Annotated in this window: 18 protein-coding genes, 1 pseudogene and 1 riboswitch; of the genes and pseudogenes, 12 read left to right on the top strand and 7 right to left on the bottom strand. The window is 72.3% G+C overall.

The window, feature by feature from the left end:
* Positions 1-80: 80 nt before the first annotated feature.
* A riboswitch (cobalamin riboswitch) is annotated at positions 81-219 on the bottom strand.
* A 194-nt stretch (positions 220-413) separates the two neighbouring features.
* Positions 414-4,667, top strand: coding sequence for a trypsin-like peptidase domain-containing protein (locus PV963_RS10400; RefSeq protein ID WP_274815357.1), 4,254 nt, complete (start codon positions 414-416; stop codon positions 4,665-4,667).
* Positions 4,668-4,741: 74 nt separating this feature from the next.
* Here PV963_RS10400 and PV963_RS10395 read toward each other — a convergent pair whose 3' ends face one another.
* From PV963_RS10395 to PV963_RS10385, 3 genes are all read right to left on the bottom strand, one after another.
* Positions 4,742-4,963 carry a hypothetical protein gene (locus PV963_RS10395; RefSeq protein ID WP_086606028.1) on the bottom strand — a complete coding sequence of 74 codons (222 nt, stop codon included), beginning with the start codon at positions 4,961-4,963 and terminating at the stop codon, positions 4,742-4,744.
* 34 nt (positions 4,964-4,997) lie between these two features.
* On the bottom strand, positions 4,998-6,248 hold the full coding sequence (locus tag PV963_RS10390) for an inorganic phosphate transporter (RefSeq protein ID WP_274815356.1): 1,251 nt from the start codon (positions 6,246-6,248) through the stop codon (positions 4,998-5,000).
* A gap of 145 nt (positions 6,249-6,393) precedes the next feature.
* Positions 6,394-7,146, bottom strand: a complete 753-nt coding sequence (locus tag PV963_RS10385) for a lysozyme (protein WP_274815355.1) — start codon at positions 7,144-7,146, stop codon at positions 6,394-6,396.
* A 196-nt stretch (positions 7,147-7,342) separates the two neighbouring features.
* Here PV963_RS10385 and PV963_RS10380 point away from each other — a divergent pair, with 196 nt between their 5' ends.
* The 3 genes from PV963_RS10380 (at position 7,343) to PV963_RS10370 (ending at position 11,558) form a co-directional block, all read left to right on the top strand.
* Entirely contained in the window at positions 7,343-8,074 is a 732-nt protein-coding gene (locus PV963_RS10380) for a class II aldolase/adducin family protein (protein WP_274815354.1), read from the top strand.
* Between the two features lie 733 nt (positions 8,075-8,807).
* Positions 8,808-9,935 carry an alpha/beta hydrolase gene (locus PV963_RS10375; protein WP_274815353.1) on the top strand — a complete coding sequence of 376 codons (1,128 nt, stop codon included), beginning with the start codon at positions 8,808-8,810 and terminating at the stop codon, positions 9,933-9,935.
* A 372-nt stretch (positions 9,936-10,307) separates the two neighbouring features.
* Positions 10,308-11,558 carry a hypothetical protein gene (locus PV963_RS10370; protein WP_274815352.1) on the top strand — a complete coding sequence of 417 codons (1,251 nt, stop codon included), beginning with the start codon at positions 10,308-10,310 and terminating at the stop codon, positions 11,556-11,558.
* A 22-nt stretch (positions 11,559-11,580) separates the two neighbouring features.
* On the opposite strand, the gene PV963_RS10365 is transcribed toward PV963_RS10370, so the two are convergent.
* Positions 11,581-11,994, bottom strand: coding sequence for a VOC family protein (locus PV963_RS10365; RefSeq protein ID WP_274815351.1), 414 nt, complete (start codon positions 11,992-11,994; stop codon positions 11,581-11,583).
* Between the two features lie 234 nt (positions 11,995-12,228).
* Here PV963_RS10365 and abc-f point away from each other — a divergent pair, with 234 nt between their 5' ends.
* The 3 genes from abc-f to PV963_RS10350 all read left to right on the top strand — a co-directional run bounded on the left by abc-f (position 12,229) and on the right by PV963_RS10350 (position 15,335).
* Positions 12,229-13,827: a ribosomal protection-like ABC-F family protein gene (gene abc-f, locus PV963_RS10360; protein WP_274815350.1), complete on the top strand. Its 1,599-nt coding sequence runs from the start codon at positions 12,229-12,231 to the stop codon at positions 13,825-13,827.
* A 335-nt stretch (positions 13,828-14,162) separates the two neighbouring features.
* Entirely contained in the window at positions 14,163-14,381 is a 219-nt protein-coding gene (locus PV963_RS10355; RefSeq protein WP_010037790.1) for a helix-turn-helix domain-containing protein, read from the top strand.
* 150 nt (positions 14,382-14,531) lie between these two features.
* On the top strand, positions 14,532-15,335 hold the full coding sequence (locus PV963_RS10350) for an enoyl-CoA hydratase/isomerase family protein (RefSeq protein ID WP_274815349.1): 804 nt from the start codon (positions 14,532-14,534) through the stop codon (positions 15,333-15,335).
* A 55-nt stretch (positions 15,336-15,390) separates the two neighbouring features.
* Here the strand turns inward: PV963_RS10350 and PV963_RS10345 are convergent, their stop codons facing one another.
* Entirely contained in the window at positions 15,391-16,107 is a 717-nt protein-coding gene (locus tag PV963_RS10345; protein WP_274815348.1) for a nucleopolyhedrovirus P10 family protein, read from the bottom strand.
* Between the two features lie 87 nt (positions 16,108-16,194).
* Here PV963_RS10345 and PV963_RS10340 point away from each other — a divergent pair, with 87 nt between their 5' ends.
* From PV963_RS10340 to amaP, 5 genes and pseudogenes are all read left to right on the top strand, one after another.
* On the top strand, positions 16,195-16,668 hold the full coding sequence (locus PV963_RS10340; RefSeq protein ID WP_274815347.1) for an Asp23/Gls24 family envelope stress response protein: 474 nt from the start codon (positions 16,195-16,197) through the stop codon (positions 16,666-16,668).
* 49 nt (positions 16,669-16,717) lie between these two features.
* Positions 16,718-16,900, top strand: coding sequence for a hypothetical protein (locus PV963_RS10335; RefSeq protein ID WP_086600572.1), 183 nt, complete (start codon positions 16,718-16,720; stop codon positions 16,898-16,900).
* Positions 16,897-17,280, top strand: a complete 384-nt coding sequence (locus PV963_RS10330) for a hypothetical protein (protein WP_274815346.1) — start codon at positions 16,897-16,899, stop codon at positions 17,278-17,280. The genes PV963_RS10335 and PV963_RS10330 overlap by 4 nt, the downstream gene beginning before the upstream one ends.
* A pseudogene (locus PV963_RS10325) lies at positions 17,277-17,961 on the top strand (DUF6286 domain-containing protein). Before PV963_RS10330 ends, PV963_RS10325 begins: the two are co-directional and overlap by 4 nt.
* A 5-nt stretch (positions 17,962-17,966) precedes the next feature.
* Positions 17,967-18,545 carry an alkaline shock response membrane anchor protein AmaP gene (gene amaP / locus PV963_RS10320; protein WP_425540886.1) on the top strand — a complete coding sequence of 193 codons (579 nt, stop codon included), beginning with the start codon at positions 17,967-17,969 and terminating at the stop codon, positions 18,543-18,545.
* 62 nt (positions 18,546-18,607) lie between these two features.
* On the opposite strand, the gene PV963_RS10315 is transcribed toward amaP, so the two are convergent.
* Together PV963_RS10315 and PV963_RS10310 are read right to left on the bottom strand one after the other, a co-directional pair.
* Positions 18,608-19,363 carry an SDR family oxidoreductase gene (locus tag PV963_RS10315; RefSeq protein WP_274815344.1) on the bottom strand — a complete coding sequence of 252 codons (756 nt, stop codon included), beginning with the start codon at positions 19,361-19,363 and terminating at the stop codon, positions 18,608-18,610.
* 5 nt (positions 19,364-19,368) lie between these two features.
* The gene (locus PV963_RS10310) at positions 19,369-21,162 is read right to left on the bottom strand and encodes a glycoside hydrolase family 15 protein (RefSeq protein ID WP_274815343.1); all 1,794 of its coding nucleotides are present in this window, start codon (positions 21,160-21,162) and stop codon (positions 19,369-19,371) included.
* Between the last annotated feature and the right edge of the window lie 14 nt (positions 21,163-21,176).

Below are 21,176 nucleotides of genomic sequence, written 5' to 3'. Positions count from 1 at the left end.
CGGGCAGGGGTGGGGTACTGAACCTAGTTCGGCAGCCGCGCATGGCGATATGTCCTCACTCAGGGTGTCCGCGCCCTGGTTCGACTGGACCGGCGGTGAGAGTTCCTGGCTCCCGGGGATCGCTACCCCGGTGACAGTGGCGGGACCGCGCCGGACTTCCACCGGCTTCCTCTCCTGCCGCCGTACTGGCCCCGGCAGTCCACCACGGCCGGGAACAGCCGTCAACTTGCCGTTGACCTGCGAGGGGAGAGTGTGGAGAAGCCCACACCGCTAGCACGGAGCCCCGTGCCCGTGGGACGGGTCGGGGCGAATTCCCCTGTGCGGGGCACGTTCCGGCGACCCGCTTGCGGGGGCCCGGCGCACACCCTCCAATACCTCGCACGGGATGCAGGCCTGCGGAAAGGACGGGACCAGTGCGCTACGACACCCAGTTGAGTGCCGGTGGACGTCACCGGCCGCCGCCCGGGGCCGCCGAGGTGACCGGCGCACGGTGCCCGGAGGGGCTCGGCTCCGCGGTGGTCCGGGTACGGTCCGCCGACGGCGCTCCCGTCGGCTCCGGATTCCTGCTCGCCCCCGGCACGGTGGCCACCTGCGCCCATGTCGTCGCGCAGGCCCTGCGCACCGACGCACGGGCCGAATCCCCGCCGACGAGCCCCGTGACCGTCGAGTTCCCGCTCCACCGGGGCAGCGCCGCCTTCGAGACCTCGGTGTCGGCCTGGCTGCCGCTGGCCGCCGACGGAACGGGCGACATCGCACTGCTGCGGCTGCCCGAACACGCCGCCGTCGCGGACACGCCTCCCGTCCCCCTGGCAGGCGCCGGCGACGTCTGGGAGCACCGCTTCCGCATCCTGGCCTTCCCGGCCTCGGCCGAACACGGCGCCTGGATCGGCGGGCGGCTGCTCGGCGCCGTCGGACAGGGCTGGATCTCCATGGAGGCGGACGGCACCGCGCACCACATCTCCCCGGGGTGCAGCGGAGCCCCCGTCTGGGACGAGGAACTCGGTGCCGTGATCGGCATGACGGTCGCGACCGACCGCGGCCGTACGGCGGCCACCTCGTACCTGATCCCCGCGGCAACGCTGCTGGACCTCCAGCCGGGCCTGCGCCGCTGCCCCTACCGAGGCCTCGACGCCTTCCGGGAGGAGGACGCCGAGCACTTCTTCGGCCGGGAGAAGGAGACGGAACGACTGCTGGAGGCGGTGGACCGGCACGTCGTCGTGCCGGTGGTCGGCCCGTCCGGCAGCGGCAAGACGTCACTCGTGCGTGCCGGGGCGCTCCCACGCCTGCGCGCCGACGGCCACACGGTCTCGGAGATCCGCCCGCTGCCCGGCACACCCGCCGCACTGACCCTGGCGCGAGCACTGGCGCCGCTGCTGGAACCGGACCAGGGTGTCGCCATCCAGGAGCGCACCGCCCAGGAACTCGCGGACCTGCTCGACACCGGGGCGGCCCCCGCACTCGGCCTGCGCCTGCTGCACCACTGCGGCCCACGCGGCCACGTCTTCTTCCTCAACCAGCTGGAGGAGATCGTGGCCGGCGAACCGGCCACCGCCCGTTCCCTGCTGGCCCTACTGATCGCCCTCTCCTCGGTCCCCGCCGAGGACAAACGGCTGCGCGTCCTCGCGACCCTGCGCTCCGCCTGCCTCGACGACCTCGCGGAACCCGCCACCGCCCACGTCCTCAGCGACTGCGCCCAGGTCGTCGCACCGCTGGGCCGTGCGGGCCTGCTGCGCGCGGTCGAGGGTCCGGCCTCCCGCGTACCCGGCCTCACCCTCGACCCCGGCCTCGCCCAGCGCATCGTCGACGACGCCCAGGACGAGCCCGGCCACCTGCCGATGGTCGAGTTCGCCCTCACCGAACTCTGGTCCCTCCAGGGCGGCGTACGTCTGACCCACACCGGCTACGAGGTCCTCGGCGGAGTGAGCGGTGCCCTGTCCACCCACGCCGAGAAGCGCGTCGGCGAGGTCATCGCGGAACACGGCGAGGCCCCGGTCCGCCGCCTCTTCGTCCAACTGGCCCGCCCGGACGACAGCGGCGGCTTCACCCGCAAGCCGGCCCGCCTGACCCATCTGCCGTCGGAGATCCGCTCCGTCGCGGAAGCCCTGGCCACCCGCACCCGCTTCGTCCGCATCACCCACGGCCCGGACGGCGAGCCGCTGGTCGACCTGGCCCACGAGGAACTGGTACGCGCCTGGCCCCGTCTGCGCGCCTGGCTGGAGGACTCCCGCGACTTCCGCCAGTGGCAGGAACGCCTCCGCCAGGCCATGGACGACTGGAAGGCCACGGGGGAGGAGACCGGCGCGCTCCTGCGCGGCACGATGCTGGCGACGTCACTGGAGCAGTTGGCGGACCCGAGGCACGGGGAGGACATCACACCGTCCGAGCGTGCCTACGTCGACCTGAGCCGCCGCCATCAGCAACGAGCGCTGCACCGGTGGCGGTTGGCGGCCTCCGTACTCGTCGTTCTGGCCCTGCTCGCGGGAGGACTGGCGGTGGAGTCGTGGCGCAGGGGGAACGCGCTGGAGACCCGGGGGCGGACGATCGCGTCGCGCACGCTGGCGGAGGAGGCCGGCCGCCTCGCCGGGACCCACCCCGTGGCGTCCGTACGGATGGCCATGGCCGCCTGGTACAACGCACGGGGCAGGGAGGCCCGGCAGGCGTTGCTGGAGGCCTACTTGCGGGGTTCGTCCGTGGTCGCCGGAGTCGCGGGTCCGAGGGACGAACAGATCCAGAGCCTCGACACGACCGCGGACGGCTCGACCGTGGTGACCGTGTCCACGGGGAGGGGGAACACCTCGTTCGTCCGGGTGTGGACGGGGATCCCTGAGGGCAGGGCACGATCCTGGAAGGTGCCCGGACGACCGCACGGCGTCGTGTCCATGGCCGAACTCAGCGACGACGGGCGGCTGCTGGCCGTGGCCTGGGACGACGGCTCGGTACAGGTCCACGATCTGCCACGGCGAGAACATCTGTGGACCAGGCCGGCGCTGGACGCCGAACCCCTGCCTCCTACGGCCGCGCTCGACTTCTCGGACGGCGGCGAGCGCCTGCTGAGGCTGGCCGCCTACGGCGACGGCACGGAGGAGACGGACCGGCGCGACTGGTCGGTCGAGGCCTGGCAGAGCGATACGGGCCAGCCGGTCACCGTGGCCCGTCACGGCGCGGCTCCGGTGGACGCCGCACTGGTCGGAGACGGCACGGACGCCGTCTACATGACGGCAGGAGGGGAGGAGGGCCCCGGTGTCGCCACCGTCCGAAGGCTGGCGAGTGGGAAGGAACTCCGCACGCTCCGGAAGGTCGCAGGCCTCGTCGGACGTGGCTCCGGCGTCATGGTCGACCGGAAGCACGGGCGCTACGCGCTGGAGTCCCTCACAGGTTCCGGCACCATCCCACCTACCGTTCCGATATTCAGGCAGGAAGGCGTCGACAGCACCGGGCGCTACGCGCTGGACCACGGCGGTTCCGACGGCAACGCCGTGGTCTGGGCGACTGAGCTGCTGACAGGTAGGCGCTACCGCGCGCCGGCCGGGCTCCTCGCTACGGCGGCGGTACAGCCCGCCGCCGTCATCACCAGGAAGGAAGGGACTCCGTACATCCTCCGGCCCCAGGGATCGGATCTGCTGGTTCTGCGGACGACCGAGGACAGTCGCTTCCCCCTCCCCTCCATGGCAGGCGGCTGGGGAAGCGATGAAACGTATGCGAGAAGCGCCGACGGAGTCCGCCGCGCCCGGCTGGACAGCCCGGAGACCCTGGGCGGAGTGCCCCAACCGTGGCTGATCCTGGCGCGCCGGGGCCAGGAGATGGCAGCGAAACCCCTCGTGCTCGATGAGTGGACGGGAACGGGGGTGGTCGAACCGAACTTGTTCTTCACCGCGGACAGCCGCCGCCTCGTCCTCTGGAGCAGCGGGCACGAACGGCTGTCGGTACGCGAGGCGGCTCGGGGCGCCGCCGAGTTCACCGAGAAGTTCTCCAGCCCGGTCGTGTTCGCCGCTCCCCTGTACGGCAGCGAGGCAGTGGTGCTCACGGCGGAGCGGCTGATCGTCTTCGACGTCGAGTCGGGAGAGGAGCGGGCCATCGCGGCCCGCCCGTGTGGCAACGGGAGCTGCATGGGCTTCGGAGTGCGCCCCGGGCGAACGGAGGTGGCTGTTGCGGACAGCGACGGAAGGGTCTTCCTCTGGAACGTCGACACGGGGGAGAAGCGGCGGATCGGAGACTTCACCATGGGCTCTGGACACGAGGAGGAGCTGCTGGCCTTCAGCCCCAACGGCTCTCTTATCGCGACGCCGAGCGACGCCAGAACGGTCGTCCGCCGGAAGGTGGCCGATGGTGAGCCCATGGGACGGACCGTCGAGAGCGACGGCGAGATCTCCGTGAAGTCCCTGGCCGACGACGGAACGCTGGTGACCGACGAGAGCCCCTTGAAAGTCTGGCGAGCGGAAGACACGGACGAGCCGTACGTCGACGTCCCCGGTTATGCCGCCGCCCCCGACATCCGTCTCACCTCCGACCACATGACCGTGGAACAGGCCAACGACGTCGTACGCATCCCCCTGGCCCCCGAAGCCTGGATCAAAGCCCTCTGCCGCAACTGGTCCGCCCCCTACACTCCGGCGGAGCAGCGCATCCTCACCGACGCCGGCGCGGACACCGGCTCGCCGTGCTCCTGAGCCCCGCACACGACAACCGGGCGGTACGGGACGAAGTCCCGTACCGCCCGGCAGAAGCGATCGTGATCAGGCGATCAGGCCACGATCAGATAGATCCCGTACCCAACGGCCGCCGCACACGCCGCGAAGCACGCGTACGCGCCCGTCACGGCAAGCCCCGCGGACCCGCCCGCGGCCACCGCCCGCTCGCGGCGGGACAGACCGGTGATGCCGAGGGTGAACAGGCCCACGAGGGCCACGGTGACCACGAGGCTGACGCCGAAGACGGAGCCGAGGGCCGCCCAGTCGATCTTCATGGCAGAGGTTCTCCTTGTAACCGAGTGGGCGGGGTCAGACCGGGGTGGTCGTGGTCGAGGGCTCGCGTTCGGTCGAGGCCGGCGCCGGTATCGTCGCGGTCGGCCCGTCCGTGGCGGTGCCACCCGCCGGCGGCGGCGTCACCGCGGCCATCGCCGTGGTCACCACACCGGCCGGCTCCGACTCGTCGGTGTCGTTGACGTTGGTGTGGTCGACGACCTCACGCCGCGAGATCTTCCAGATCGCCGCGCTGGAGGCCACGAGGAAGACGGCCACCACCGCGGTGCCCCAGCTGCCGAAGCCGGTGACGTACTCGGCGAGCGCGGCCACCAGGGCCGCCGCCGGAAGCGTCAGCCCCCACGCGACGAACATCCGCGTCGCCGTCGACCAGCGGACGACGCCGCCCTTGCGGCCGAGGCCCGCGCCCATCACGGAGCCGGACACGGAGTGGGTCGTGGAGAGCGAGAAACCGAGGTGCGAGGAGGCCAGGATGACCGTCGCCGCGCTGGTCTGGGCGGCGAAGCCCTGCTGCGGCCGGAGGTCGGTCAGGCCCTTGCCCATGGTGCGGATGATGCGCCAGCCGCCCAGGTAGGTGCCGAGCGCGATCGCGATGCCCGCGGAGAGGATGACCCACATGGGCGGGTCGGAGTCCGGGGCGACGGCGCCGCCGGCGACCAGGGCGAGGGTGATGACACCCATCGTCTTCTGGGCGTCGTTGGTGCCGTGGGCCAGGGAGACCAGGCCCGCGGAGGCGATCTGGCCGGCCCGGTAGCCCTTCTCGGAGGCCTTGCCGTCGGCCTTCTTGCCGAGGGAGTACGTCAGCCGCGTGGCGAGCAGCGCCGCGATGCCCGCGACCAGCGGGGCGGCGATCGCCGGGATCAGCACCTTGGTGACCAGGACGTCACCGTGCACCGCGCCGACGCCCGCCGAGGCGATCGTGGCGCCGATCAGGCCGCCCATCAGGGCGTGCGAGGAACTGGACGGCAGGCCGACCAGCCAGGTCAGCAGGTTCCAGAGGATCGCGCCGACCAGGGCGGCGAAGATGACCTCGGGACGGATGCCGGCCTCGTCGACGAGGCCTTTGGAGATCGTGTTGGCGACTTCCACGGACAGGAAGGCGCCGACCAGGTTCAGGACCGCGGACATGGCCACTGCGACCTTGGGTCTCATGGCGCCCGTGGAAATGGTCGTGGCCATCGCGTTCGCGGTGTCGTGGAAACCGTTCGTGAAATCGAACGCGAGTGCGGTTACCACCACAATCGCGAGGATCAGCGAGAAGCTTTCCATTTACCCAGGCAATCGTTCGAGGTCGTTGGCCGGACGAACGTAGGTAACCTGAGTGAACGGAAGATGAACTGGGAGGGGCGCGGGGGTGTCCGCGATCGAGGGTTGCCGTTCCGCCCTGCTGCCAGGCTCCCCGCGCCCCCAAGGGCTAGGCCCCGCGCGCGAACCGTTTCAGTCGATCGAGTGACCCGTTGAAGAGATTTTGGTCACCCGGCAGGCTTCCGGAGCCGTTGTCGTACTGCCAGAACGTCCACGAGGTCCAGCCGGCCGGCAGCGTGCCCGCGCTCGCGGCGTTGTAGCGGGCGATCCACAACGGATGGTCGGCGGCGAAGGCGCGGCTGTTGCCCGTGCACGTGTTCCACCAGTGGGTGGTCGTGTAGATCACCGGGCGGCGGCCGGTGAGCCGCTTGACCTCGTCGCTGAACGACTTGATCCAGCCGACCATCCTCGCCTTGCTCAGGCCGTAGCACTTGCGCTTCTTGTCGTACGGGTTGTATTCGATGTCGAGCGCGGGCGGCAGCGTCCAGCCGTCCGCGGTCCAGCCGCCGCCGTTGCTCACGAAGTGCGCCGCCTGCGCCTGGCCCGACGACCTGTTGGGCAGTGCGAAGTGGTAGGCGCCGCGGATCAGACCCGCCTTGCGCGAGCCGTTGTACTGCTGGCCGAAGTAGGGGTTGCGGTAGGTGGTGGACTCGGTCGCCTTGACGTAGACGAACCTGGCGCCCTTCGCCTTCGCGCTCTGCCAGTCGACGTTCTTCTGGTGCGACGAGACGTCGTGTCCCTTCGGGCGGCTCGCCCCCGAGGCCGGAGCCTCGGCCAGGGCGATGCCTCCCAGTGCGAGTGCCGCCGCGTACGCGGCGAGCCGGCGGCCGCGGTGTCGGGACGGTGTGTGGTCACGGGCCATGTTTCCCCCCGGAATGGCGACGTGCACGGCAAATCCACCAGAGAGTACTGGAAGATCGTTGAATGCCCGAAGATCTCCGGCCAAGAGGGATCTGTGCGGTGTATGTGCCGGTATGTGCCCTTACGGATGCTCGGACTCCGGCCTAAAGTGCCCCCGCCCGGCGGCGCGTTGAGAGCCTGCCTGGCAGGATCGCCGCATGGCTGAGCAGCGAGGCGACGGGCGGGGCGCGGGGGACGTCCGGGGTGGCGGACAGGATGTGGGGGAGTCGCGGCGGAGGGGTGTGCGCCCCGAGGAGGCGAGCGCCTGGGAGGAACTCGTCACGACGGCCTGCCGGACCGTCTCCGACGGACTCGTCGTCGGCACGTCCGGGAACGTCTCGGTGCGCGTCGGGGACACGGTCCTGGTCACGCCGTCGGGCGTCCCCTACGACCGGCTGAGGCCGGAGGACGTGACCGGCGTCGGCCTCGACGGCCGGCAGGTCCTCGGCACGCTCGTCCCGACCAGCGAGCTGCCCATGCACCTCGCGGTCTACCGCACGACCGGCGCCCGTGCCGTCGTCCACACCCACGCCGTGCACGCGACGGCCGTCTCGACGCTCGTGAGCGAGCTGCCGCTGATCCACTACATGGCCGCCGCGCTGGGCGGACCCGTCCGGGTTGCCCCGTATGCCACATACGGCACCGACGAGTTGGCCGAGAACATGCTCCGCGCCCTCGCCGACCGCTCCGGCTGCCTCCTCCAGAACCACGGCACCATCACCCACGGCACGTCACTGGACCAGGCCTACGACCGCACCGCCCAGCTGGAATGGATGTGCCGCCTGTGGCTGACCGCCGCATCGGTACCGGGCCTGTCCCCGAGCCTGCTGTCCGGGGAGCAGTTGGCGGAGGTGCAGGAACAGCTGCGCGGCTACGGCCAACGCCGCTGACCTTCCGCCCTGGACGCCCCGGTGCCGCCGGGGCGGCCGGCCCTACCGCCGGTCCTGACTCGCCGGTCCTGGCTGCCTCGCCCCACCGGCCGGGGAGGCCACCCGCCGACCATCGACGTCGCCGGCCCTCGCGTCCTCCCGGGTGCCGCGCACGCCCCGTTGTTCGCGCCGCCGCCTTGTGGGTGCGAAGGTCGTGGTGTGCGGGGTGCCGCCGTCCTACTTCCGGGGGCAGGGGTGGCGCCGCTGACTCTCGCGTCACCCCGGGGCGCGCCCGCCGCGTCGCACGTGGCTCGCGCCGCCGCCCCGTGAGTACGAAGACCCATGGTGTGCGGGAGATCCTCGCCCCCCTCCGGGCGCAGCCGTCATGCCGCCGACACGGGCACCCTGCCCTCCGGGCGCAGCCACGGCCCCGGCGCCCGCCCGCGCCCGCCCGCCCGCCAGGTGCAGCCCCCCGATGTCCCGGCGTCTGCCCGCGCCCGCCTGCCTTCTAGGCGCAGCCCCCCGATGCCCCGTCACCCGCCCGCACCCGCCCGCCCTCCAGGCACAGCCGCCTGATCCCCGGGCGCGCTCGCATGCTCTACGCGCCGAGATGTACCCGGGGCTTCCCGGCCGACTATCCGCACCCCGCCCCACCCCCGTCCCGCCCCACCTTCGTCCCTGCCCCACCCCGGCCCCGTAATCCCGCCGCTGCCTCCCACTGGTCGCTCGCCCGGTCCGCCAGGACACTGGAGCCGTGCGCACTGTCAGAGCGACGGCCGCTGCCGTCACCGCCGTGATCGGAGTCGGCGCCGCCGCCGTGGCCGCCGGGCGGTTCGCCAGTGACGCCGCGCTCAAGGCGCCTCCCGGCCGGCCCCTGCCCACCGAACCCCGGCTCACCGTGCACGGCACCGCCGCGGGGCAGATCAGCCTCACCCGGGACCTGGCCGCCCTGCGGCCCGGCCGCTACGGGCTGTCCGGCAACGGCTCCCACGCGGTCGTCGGCCCCGTCCTGGCCAACACCCCGCACCCCGCCGACACCGTCGTACGCCGCCTGGAGCGGGTCACGCACGGCACCCTCCAACCCGGCGACAGGGTCTGGCTCACCCCGAACGTGTACGTCGGCGACCCGAGCGCCGCCCTCGGCCTCGAACACGCCGACATCGACATCCCCGGCGAACTCGGCGCCCTGCCCGCGTGGTTCGTGCCCGGTGCCCGGGACACCTGGGTGATCGCCGTGCACGGCCTGGGCACCACCCGGGAACTCGCCATGAACGTCATGGGGTTCCTGCACCGCAACCGCTTCCCGGTGCTCGCCCTCGCCTACCGCGGCGACCTGGGCGCACCCCGCCCGCCCGACGGCCTGAACCACCTCGGCGAGACCGAGTGGCGCGACCTCGACGCGGCGATCCGCTACGCCGTGCGCTACGGCGCCCGGCAGGTCGTCCTGCACGGCTGGTCCACCGGCGCCACCATGGCCCTGCGCGCCGCCGCGCACTCGGGGCTGCGCGACCGCGTCGCCGGGCTCGTCCTGGACTCCCCGGTGCTCAGCTGGGAGACCACCCTGCGCGCCCTCGCCGCGGCCCGCCGCACCCCGGGCGCGCTGCTGCCCCTGGCGGTCCGCGCCGCACAGGGCCGCACCGGCATGTACGGCGACCGCGTCCCGGGCACGGCACCCTCCGAGGGCCTCCGGACCCCGGCGCTCGTCTTCCACGGACCGGACGACACGGTGGCCCCCTGGCAGCTCTCCCGCCGGCTCGCCGACGCCCGCCCCGACATGGTCGCCCTCCGCACCGTCGGCAACGCGCCCCACGGAGCGATGTGGAACGCCGACCCGCAGACCTACGAGGAGGCGCTGCGGCGCTTCCTGACACCTCTCATGTGACCCCCGGGCCTGACACACCCCCCGTTCACGCCCCCTTCGCCCCGTCGCAACCACGCCCCGCCCCGCCCCCTATCGACCGGTCGTGAGGATTCCGTTTAGCGTCGTACCACTGGCCTGTTCGCGGCCCTCGACCACTCACGGGACCCCGTGCGTTGGCCATCCCCGTCGCCCGTCGTGACATTCCGTTTGGGTTTTCGGACCGTCAACCGGAAGACTGCCCCCGTGACGTCCCGTATCCCGCGCGACTCCAGGCTTCGACTCGTCCGCCCGCGACCCCTGGCCGCCGCCCCCAGAGCGATGAACCAGCGGCGCTCGCGCCGACCCGCACCGCGTCCCCCGGAGGGCACCCCGGCACCGGCGGAGCTGGCCAGAATGGCACGCTCAGGTCTCGCCGACGCGGCCCGCGTCGCCCGCTGGGCCGACACCGAGCTCGGCCCCGGCCGGGGCAGCGCCACCGCCGACGGCAAGGCCACCCTCTCCGCGGCGACCGCCGAACGGGCCGCCCTCGAGCTGGGCCTGACCGCGGATCAGGTCAGAGCCGACTGGGACACCGCCCGGCTCGCCGGTCTCGTCGAGGTGCACGGCGACAGCGCCCGCCCCGGCTGGCGGCTGCGTGCCTGGGACCGCGACGACAGCGCCGTACTGCGCGGCTGGGTCGCCCTCTTCGACGCCTGGTCGCTCGCCTGTCCGGAACCCGAGGACCACGAGCCCGCCGCCGTCGCCGAGGTCGTCTCGGCCATGCCGCAGGTGCTCTCGTTCCTGCAGCTGTCCGCCGGTCCCGTCCCCGTCGAGCAGCTCCTCGACCTCCTGGAGCAGCGCGTCACCGAGCTGCGCACGGCACGCTGCGAGATCCCCTACGGCCCGCAGCCCGAGCCGCCGGCCGAACCGGAGCCCACCGACGCCCCGCTCGCCCCGCTCCTCGACTGGGCCCTGCGCGCCCTAGCCTCCGTCGGCGCCCTCACCTACGGCGACGGCCAGGCCACGCTCACCCCGCTCGGCAGCTGGGCCGTCTGGGTCAAGCTGGAGCAGATCTGCGTCGCCGCGCAGAGCCCCGCCGGGAACATCGAGCAGGCCGCCGAGGACATGCTCCGCGGCTGCGCCCAGCTGCGCCCGAACGCGGCCCGCGCCGAGTACCGGGCCTGGCTCGCCGCCCGAACCGTCGGCAGCGCCGTCACCGAACTCCTCGGCGCCGCCCGCGGCGAGGACGCCCTGCTGCGCGGCCTCGCCTTCGAGGCGCTGCGCGTGGTCGGCGCCCCCGCCGAGCCGGACGTCCGCGCCGTGCTGGACGAGCCGACGCTCAGGCCGTACGCGCTGCTGTGGCTCGCCGAGCACGACGGGGCCGACCCGGAGGACGCCCACGAGGTGCTCACCCGGGAGGAGGCGACCTGGCTGTGGGTGGACACCGCCGCCGCCGTCGCCGACCACGGTGAGGCACCGCTGCTCGTCCGCCACCTGGAGTCCGCCGTGCAGCCGACCATCCCGATGCTGCTGGACGAGGTGCGGGCCGTGGGCCACCCGCGGACCGTGCAGGTCCTGGTCGCCCTCGCCGCGGCACACCCCGACCCGGCCCTGGCCAAGGCCGTGCGCCGGGCCGCGTTCCAGGTGCACACCGGAGGCAGCTAGCCCGCGCCCGCCGCTGGGGCCGTCAGCCCGCTGTCTCGGGCGCGTACGTCCCGAAGCTCCACACATTGCCCTCGAGGTCCCGGGCCATGTAGTCCCGCGAGCCGTAGTCCTGGTCCGTCGGGGGCATCAGGATCTCCGCGCCGTGGTCCACGGCGCGGCGGTGGTGTGCGTCCACGTCGTCCACGACGACGTACACCCCGGTGGTGCCCGCGTCCTTCATGGCCGCGTCGAACACGCCGCCCCGGCCCTTGCTGCCGACCATCACCGCGCCGTTGCCCTGGACCAGCTCGGCGTGCATCACCGCGCCGTCCTCGCCCTCGTACACCGACAGCTCCGTGAAGCCGAAGGCCTCCGTGAGCTGCCGGATCGCCGCCTTCGCGTCGGCGTACAGCAGCGTCGGGTAGATGCTCGGACGCCCGCCGGACGTGCCTGCCATACCGATCACTCCCTTGTGCTCGGTCGCCGGAGATCCGATGATCCGGTCCTGCTGCTCAGTCTCGCACCCACCACTGACAACGACCCGGCGAGACGAACCGAACACCCGCACGCAGAAAAAGTGGTTGCACGGCCCCGTTAGACTGTCCCCCATGGCCTTTCTCCTCGCGCATTAGACGGCGGGAACGTCCTCAGCCGCCCATCCCGCCCCCCCGTATCGCCCTGGAGTCTGTCCGTGATCTCCGCCTCCGGTATCGAGCTGCGCGCCGGTGCCCGCGTCCTCATCGAAAACGCCACCTTCCGTGTCGCCAAGGGCGACCGCATCGGCCTCGTCGGCCGCAACGGCGCGGGGAAGACCACCCTCACCAAGTGCCTGGCCGGCCAGGGCATGCCCGCCGGCGGCACCATCACCCGCTCCGGCGAGGTCGGCTACCTCCCGCAGGACCCCCGCACCGGCGACCTCGACATCCTCGCCCGCGACCGTATCCTCTCCGCCCGCGGCCTGGACGTACTGATCCGCAAGATGCGCGAGAACGAACAGCGCATCGCCAACGGCCAGGGCAGCACCCGCGAGAAGGCGCTCAAGCAGTACGAGCGCCAGGAGACGGAGTTCCTCACCAAGGGCGGGTACGCCGCCGAGGCCGAGGCCGCCACCATCGCCGCCGCGCTCAACCTGCCCGACCGGGTGCTCGGCCAGCCCCTGCACACCCTCTCCGGCGGTCAGCGCCGCCGTATCGAGCTGGCCCGCATCCTGTTCTCCGACGCGGACACGCTGCTGCTCGACGAGCCGACCAACCACCTCGACGCCGACTCGATCGTCTGGCTGCGCGACTACCTCAAGACCTACCGCGGCGGCTTCATCGTGATCTCCCACGACGTCGACCTGGTCGAGACGGTCGTCAACAAGGTGTTCTACCTGGACGCCAACCGCGCCCAGATCGACATCTACAACATGGGCTGGAAGCTCTACCAGCAGCAGCGCGAGGCCGACGAGAAGCGCCGCAAGCGCGAGCGTGCCAACGCCGAGAAGAAGGCCGCCGCGCTGCATTCGCAGGCCGACAAGATGCGCGCCAAGGCCACCAAGACGGTCGCCGCGCAGAACATGGCCCGCCGCGCGGACAAGCTGCTGTCCGGCCTGGATGCGGTACGCCAGTCCGACAAGGTCGCCAAGCTCCGCTTCCCGGAGCCCGCGCCCTGCGGCAAGACCCCGCTGATGGCCGAGGGCCTGTCCAAGTCGTACGGCTCGCTGGAGATCTTCACCGATGTCGACCTGGCGATCGACAAGGGCAGCCGCGTCGTCATCCTCGGCCTCAACGGCGCCGGCAAGACCACCCTGCTGCGGCTGCTGGGCGGCGTCGAGCAGCCCGACACCGGCGCGGTCGTCCCCGGCCACGGGCTGAAGCTCGGCTACTACGCGCAGGAGCACGAGACCCTCGACCCCGACCGCACGGTCCTGGAGAACATGCGCTCCGCCGCGCCCGACATGGACCTCGTCGAGGTCCGCAAGGTGCTCGGCTCGTTCCTGTTCTCCGGCGACGACGTCGACAAGCCCGCCGGGGTCCTCTCCGGTGGCGAGAAGACCCGCCTGGCGCTCGCCACCCTGGTGGTGTCCTCGGCGAACGTGCTGCTCCTCGACGAGCCGACCAACAACCTCGACCCGGCCAGCCGCGAGGAGATCCTCGGCGCGCTGCGCACGTACAAGGGCGCGGTCGTCCTCGTCACGCACGACGAGGGCGCCGTCGAGGCGCTCCAGCCGGAGCGGATCATCCTGCTGCCCGACGGCGTCGAGGACCTGTGGGGCGCCGACTACGCGGACCTCGTCGCCCTGGCTTGATCGAATGCGTGATCAACGGCGTATGGATCATTCGGCCTAGCGGTGATCCATCATCTGTGTGAGATCTCCTCGTACCGAGGTGTGTCCTACATCGATTTCGCGGCCGAGCCCCCGATTCTTCCGGGCTCGGCCGCGACATCTTTCTGACCTGGCATTTCCCGTGGCGATCCGTTCGGCCGTACGGACGTCGCTCTTCGGAATTTCTTATTCCACTTGTGGGGATGCACTCCCGTCGTCACAACCTTGTCTCACGGACCTTGCCGAATGGGTGGCCATCAAGGCCCGGAGGGGTGATCATGAGGAGACCAGAGCGCACTTCCCATGAGGAGGCACGGGTGGCCGAGACTCTGAAGAAGGGCAGCCGGGTGACCGGCGCCGCGCGCGACAAGCTCGCGGCAGACCTGAAGAAGAAGTACGACGCCGGTGCGAGCATCCGGGCGTTGGCCGAGGAGACCGGCCGCTCGTATGGCTTCGTGCACCGCATGCTCAGTGAGTCGGGCGTCACGCTGCGAGGGCGTGGCGGGGCGACACGGGGTAAAAAGGCCACGGCCTGACCCCGGGTGGCCCCTCGGCTTCGATGGTGGCCACCCGGTCGGTCGGCTGATCGGCCGGGTGGTTACTGTGCAGTCACTTAGCTGTGCCGTGCTACGGCGGGAAAGCCGTCGTGCGGCACGGATGACGACCGCACACATCGGAGGCGTCCCATGGCTTCGCCCGACAAGGACCTTGTTCCCGTACTCGACAAGGACGGCGTACGGCTCACCGTCGACGACGCGATCGCCACGGTGACGCTGACCAACCCGGCCAAGCGCAACGCGCAGAGCCCCGCTCTGTGGCGGGCGCTGACCGAGGCCGGGCGGCAGCTGCCGGGCTCCGTCCGCGTCGTGGTGCTGCGGGCCGAGGGCAAGTCCTTCTCGGCCGGTCTCGACCGGCAGGCGTTCACTCCCGAGGGCTTCGACGGGGAACCGTCGTTCATCGACCTCGCGCGTGGGAGCGACGCCGAGCTGGACGCGACCATCGCCGAGTACCAGGAGGCGTTCACCTGGTGGCGGCGCAGCGACATCGTCTCCGTCGCCGCCGTCCAGGGGCACGCCATCGGGGCGGGCTTCCAGCTCGCCCTCGCCTGCGACCTGCGCGTCGTCGCCGACGACGTGCAGTTCGCCATGCGCGAGACCAGCCTCGGACTCGTGCCCGACCTGACGGGCACGCATCCGCTGGTGGGACTCGTCGGATACGCCCGCGCGCTGGAGATCTGCGTGACCGGGCGCTTCGTCACGGCCGAGGAGGCCGTGAACACCGGGCTGGCCAATGTGGCCGTGCCCGCCGACCAGCTCGACGACACGGTCCGCGACCTCGCGTCGGCCGTGCTCGCCGCCCCCCGTGACGCGGTCATCGAGACCAAGGCGCTGCTGCGCGGCGCGCAGGAGCGCACCTACGAGGACCAGCGCGGCGCGGAACGCCAGGCCCAGGCCCGCCGTCTGCGGGACCTCGCGGGCGTCGGGGACTGAGCCGGTCCGCTTCCCGGCATCCCAGGGGCCCTCGGCCGCGCGGTGCCCGCGCCCCTCAGCCGATCCCGCTCACCAGGACCGCCACCGTCGGGTGGTCCTGCAGTGCCGTCCGCACCGCTGTGCGGACCTCGCGCGCCACGTCCCGGGCCCGGTGGTCCTCGCGCACCGCGAGTTCCAGCCGGACGTGGCGGTGCGGCAGCGCGGCGTCGCGGGGGAGCTCCTCGATGTGCACGGGGTGGCCCAGCGCGCCGGTCAGATGAAGCACGCCCGGGACCTTGAGCGCGGTTGCGGCGACGCGACTCTCGTCGTCGCCCCCGGCCTGGGCGGCGCGCGGCGGCTCGGGGAGGGGCGCGGCGGGCCCGGGCGGTTCCGTCTCCTCCTCCAGCAGGCCCGTCACGCGCAGATCCACCTCCGCCACCGTCAGACCGAGCCGCTGCGTCGCGGCCGTCGCCAGCGTCGCCCGCAGCAGGGACGCCGTCGTCGGAAGCGGCTGCGAGGCCGTGGCCGCGAACTCCGCCGTCACCCGCAGCGGCCCGGGCGGCAGAGCGCTCGGCGGGGCCGGCACGGCCGGGCTCCCGGTGTCCGCCGGATCGGCGAGCGCGACACGCAGCGCTTCGAGGCGCACACCCGGTGCGTCCCTTGCCGCGCGCCGCAACACCGCCTCGGCCGCCCGCTCGGCGATCCACGCGCCGTCCCGCGCGTCACCCAGCGGCAGGAGCCTGCCGAGGCCCAGTTGATGTCTCACTGCCTGCGTCCACCGGTCGGCCGTCATTCCTCCAGCCTGCCGCATCAAAGGCGCGTAACCACGCAACCGTGCTTACGGTGGTCGCAGGACGACAACCGAAAAGGACGAACGGCGATGACTGACATGACCGAGAACCGGGGCGGGGAGACCGAGACGGCGGCGGCACGCCGGAGCCCGCTGACCAAGAGTGGCGGGGGAGACCCCGGCTCTCGCGGGCGCACGACCATTGCGGACGGCGTCGTGGAGAAGATCGCCGGGCTCGCCGCACGCGATGTGGACGGCGTGCACGCCATGGGCAGCGGTCTGTCCCGCACGTTCGGAGCAGTGCGCGACCGCGTGCCCGGTGGCGCCAAGTCGGTGTCGCGTGGTGTGAAGGTCGAGGTCGGCGAGGTGCAGGCCGCCCTCGACCTGGAGATCGTCGTCGAATACGGCGTGTCGATCGCCGATGTGGCCCGGGACGTACGGGAGAACGTCATCACCGCCGTCGAGCGGATGACGGGCCTCGAGGTCGTCGAGGTCAACATCGCGGTGAGCGACGTGAAGCTGCCGGATGAGGAGGAAGAGGAACCGGAGCGCCGGATCCAGTGAGGCACCTGCCACCGGACAACGCAGCGAATGAGGAGCTGAGGAGCGCAGCATGAACATGGCCGTCGTCGGCATGATCGCCGGCATGGCACTGGGATTCGCCGGGTACTTCGGCGGATTCGGCGCCTTCCTGCTGGTGGCGGCGCTGGGCGCCGTCGGCTTCGTCGTCGGCCGGTTCCTGGAGGGGGACATGGACTTCGGCGACTTCTTCCGTCCCCGTGAACGGCGGCGGTGACGACCGTGAGCGCGGGGGCCGGTGAGCTCGGCAGACCCCTGGCCGTCGTCCCGCCGGGCGAGCGGGGCGCGACCAGGATCGCCGACCGGGTCGTCGCGAAGATCGCCTCCCAGGCGGCTCGCGAGGCCGTCGGAACGCTGCCGCCCGACGCCGGCCGGCCGTCCGCCACCGTCGCGGTCCACCACGACGTCGCACACGTCCGTGTCCACGTCGAGCTCGACTACCCCTGCGACGTCGGCGCGCGCTGCCGCCGGGTGCGTCGCCAAGTCGTCGAGCGGGTGGGCACCTTGGTGGGAATGCAGGTGCCGGAGGTCGTCGTCCAGGTGGAGCGGCTGCACCTGGTCGCCGGGCCCGGCGCGGTACAGGGGAGGACGCGATGAGCGAACCCCGGGGCACCGAACCGTCCGAGCCCGAGGGCACCACACAGCGCCTGCCGGTCCTCGACACGTCGCAGACCGGCACCGGACCCGACCGGTCCGCGCCGGCGGCCGAGGACGGAACGCCGCCCGTACCCGACGACGAGGGCGGCCGCGAAAGCCGCTTCTGGTCGGCACGCCGCATCCCGGCGGGCATCGTCGCCCTGCTGCTCCTGGGACTCGCCGGACTGTTCCTGTACGACATCGCCTCCGTGCGCGCCGACCGGCCCGTCATGAGCTGGCGCCGGGAGCTGGCCCGGCAGCTCGCCGACCGGCCCCTCGACGACATCTGGGTGCTCGTCGGGGCCGGGGTCGCCGCCGCCCTCGGGCTCTGGCTGCTGCTCCTGGCGGCCACGCCGGGCCTCAGGCACGTGCTCCCGATGCTGCGACGTACGCGCCGGACTGGACCGGGACGCCGCGGCGAGCGCGTTGCGCGACCGGGCCATGGAGGTGGCCGGCGTGCAGTCGGCGCGGGTGCGGGTGCGCCGCAGGCGGGCGGACGTCCGCGCCGTGTCGCACTTCCGTGAACTGGACGACGTGCGAACCGACCTGGACGCCGTGCTCACCCACGCGGTCCGCGGACTGGGACTCTCCCGGACGCCCGCGCTGTCGGTGCACGTCCGGCGGCCCGGCCGGAAGGAGTGACAGCGATGCTCAAGGTCGTCAACCGCGTGTTCCTCGGGCTCGTGGGCCTCGTCCTGCTGGTGCTGGGCGGCTCCGTACTGGCCGTGGGCCTCGGCGCTCCGGCACCCTCGTGGTGGATCCACGACAGCCGCCACGACGTGCTGCTGACCAACGCCGAACGCACCCGCTGGCGGGACGACGGCTGGTGGTGGCCGGCCGTCATCGCCGTACTCGCCGTTGCAATGCTGCTCGCCCTGTGGTGGCTGGTCGCGGTACTGCGCCGGCGCCGCCTCGCCGAGGTCCTCGTCGACACCGGCGACGGCGAGGGCGCCCTGATGCGCGGCCGGGCCCTGGAGAGCGTCCTCACCGAGGAGGCGGCCCAGGTCGACGGCGTCGACCGGGCCCACGCCCGCCTGACGGGCCGTCGCAGCGCCCCCGAGGCCCGCGTACGGCTCGCACTGGAACCGCACGTGGACCCGGGCACGGCCCTGCACGACCTGACGACCGGCGCCCTGACCCACGCCAGAACCTCGGCGGGTCTCGCGTCACTGCCCGCGGAGGTACGACTGAAAGGCGTCCGGCACCATGCGGAGAGAGTGAGTTGACGTACTCAGGGGTGCGGGGACTGCGCGACGAGCCCCCACGAACCCGCAGACGAGAACGGCGCTCAGAACCCGTGCCGCGCTCCGCCATCCACCGGCACCATGACCCCGGTCAGATAAGAAGCCGCCGGAGACAGCAGGAACGCCGCCACCCGCCCGAACTCTTCGGGCGCTCCGTACCGCCGCAACGGAATACGCGACTCCGACGCCGCCCTGGTCGCCTCGGGATCCGCCGACAACGCGTCCAGCTCGCGCACGCGATCGGTGTCGATGCGTCCGGGCAGCACACCGACCACCCGGATCCCCCGCGGCCCCAGTTCGTCGGACAGCGACTTGGCGAACCCGGCCAGCCCCGGCCGCAGCCCGTTCGAGATCGTCAGCCCGGGAATCGGCTCGTACACCGAGCCGGACAGCACGAACCCGATGACACCCCCGGCCTCCAACTCGGCCGACGCGGCGCGGGCCAGCCGCACCGCGCCGAGGAACACCGCTTCGAACGCCGCCTGCCACTGCTCGTCCGTGTTGTCGGCGACGAACCCGGCCGGCGGCCCGCCCACGCTGACGAGGACACCGTTGAAGCGCCCGAAGTGCTCCCGCGCGGCCCTGATCAGCACGGCCGGCGCGTCGGGGTCGGCGTTGTCGACGGCCACCCCGACCGCGTTCGGGCCCAGCGCGGCCGCCGCCTCGGCGACGCTCTTCTCGTCCCGCCCCGAGACGACCACCTTCGCCCCGTCCGCGACGAGCTCGCGCGCGGAGGCGTTGCCGAGGCCGCGGGTGGCCCCGGTGACGATGTACACCCGGTCCTTCAGTCCAAGATCCATGGCCCCTATCCTGCCCCGTCCTCCCCGAACAGGGCGAGAGCGGTGTTCACCAGGCCGATGTGGCTGAACGCCTGCGGGAAGTTGCCGAGCTGCCGGCCGGTCACCGGGTCGAACTCCTCGGACAGCAGGCCGACGTCGTTGGCGAGTCCCGCCAGCCGCTCGAACAGCTCCCGGGCCTCCTGCGTACGGCCCGTCATGTGCAGGGCGTCCGCGAGCCAGAACGAGCACACCAGGAAGGTGCCTTCGGAGCCGGGCAGTCCGTCGATGTCCGCCTGGTCGGAGTCGGTGGTGCTGTAGCGGCGCAGTAAGCCGTCGTGGTCCAGCTCCTTGCGGACCGCGTCGATCGTGCCGACCACCCGTGGATCGTCGGGCGGCAGGAAGCCGACGCGCGGGATGAGCAGCAGCGCGGCGTCCAGTTCGCGCGAGCCGTAGGACTGCGTGAAGGTGTTGCGTTCGGGGTCGTAGCCCTTGTCGCACACCTCGCGGTGCACCTCGTCACGCAGCGCGCGCCAGCCGTCCAGGTCGCCGTCCAGCTCTGGATGGCGCTCCAGGGTGCGTACGGCACGGTCGGCGGCGACCCACACCATCACCTTCGAGTGCACGAACTGGCGCCGACCGCCGCGCACCTCCCACAGACCCTCGTCCGGCTGGCGCCAGTTGTCCCGCAGGAAGTCCATCAGGGCCGTCTGCAGCGCCCACACGTCAGGCTGGGCGGACAGGCCCGAGATGCGGGCCAGCGACAGGGAGTCCATGACCTCGCCGTAGACGTCCAGCTGAACCTGTTTCACGGCGTCGTTCCCGATGCGTACGGGGGCGGACCCGGCGAAGCCGGACAGCCACGGCAACTCGAACTCGGGCAGCCGTCGCTCGCCGGCCACGCCGTACATGATCTGGAGGTCCGCCGGGTCGCCCGCGACCGCGCGCAGCAGCCAGTTCCGCCAGGCCTCGGCCTCCTCCTGGTAGCCCGCCGACAGCAGCGCGCCCAGGGTGAGGGTGGAGTCGCGCAGCCAGCAGTAGCGGTAGTCCCAGTTGCGCACCCCGCCCGGCTCCTCGGGCAGTGAGGTGGTGGGGGCGGCGACGATGCCGCCGGTCGGGGCGTAGGTGAGCGCCTTGAGGGTGATCAGGGAGCGGACGACGGCGTCCCGGTACGGTCCGTCGTAGCGGCAGCGCGACACCCAGGCCCGCCAGTCCTCCACGCTGTGGCGCAGCGACTCGTAGGGGTCGACGAGCGGCGGGCGCTGCTCGTGGGAGGGGTGCCAGGTGAGGACGAACGCGACCTTCTCGCCCTTGCGGACCGTGAACTCCGCGTGCGTTCCGAAGTCCTCGCCCCAACTGCGCACCTCCGGCTCGCTGCGCAGCCAGGTGGAGTCGGGTCCGGCGACGGCGACGCGGTGGCCGTCGACCCGGCGTACCCAGGGGATGATCGAGCCGTAGTCGAAGCGCAGCTTGAGGACGCTGTGGAGCGTCACCTCGCCGCCCAGGCCCTCGACGACGCGTACGAGGTCGGGGGCGCGGTCGCGCTGGGGCATCAGGTCGGTGACGCGGACCGCTCCCTGCCCGGTCTCCCACTCGGTGTCCAGGACGAGGGTGTCGGGTCGGTAGGCGCGCCGGGTGCACCGGTCCGCCCCCACGGGGGCGATGCGCCAGTAGCCGTTGTCCTCGTCGCCGAGCAGCTTGGCGAAGCAGGCGGCCGAGTCGAAGCGGGGCAGACAGAGCCAGTCCACGGATCCGTCCGTACCGACCAGGGCGGCGGTCTGTTCATCGCCGATGAGCGCGTAATCCTCGATGCTCGGGTCCACGGAGTGCGGGTTCC

This window comes from Streptomyces coeruleorubidus (assembly GCF_028885415.1).
Taxonomy (GTDB): Bacteria; Actinomycetota; Actinomycetes; order Streptomycetales; family Streptomycetaceae; genus Streptomyces; species Streptomyces coeruleorubidus_A.
The sequence above is the reverse complement of the archived record's forward strand: the minus strand, read 5'-3'. Positions and strand labels throughout refer to the sequence as shown.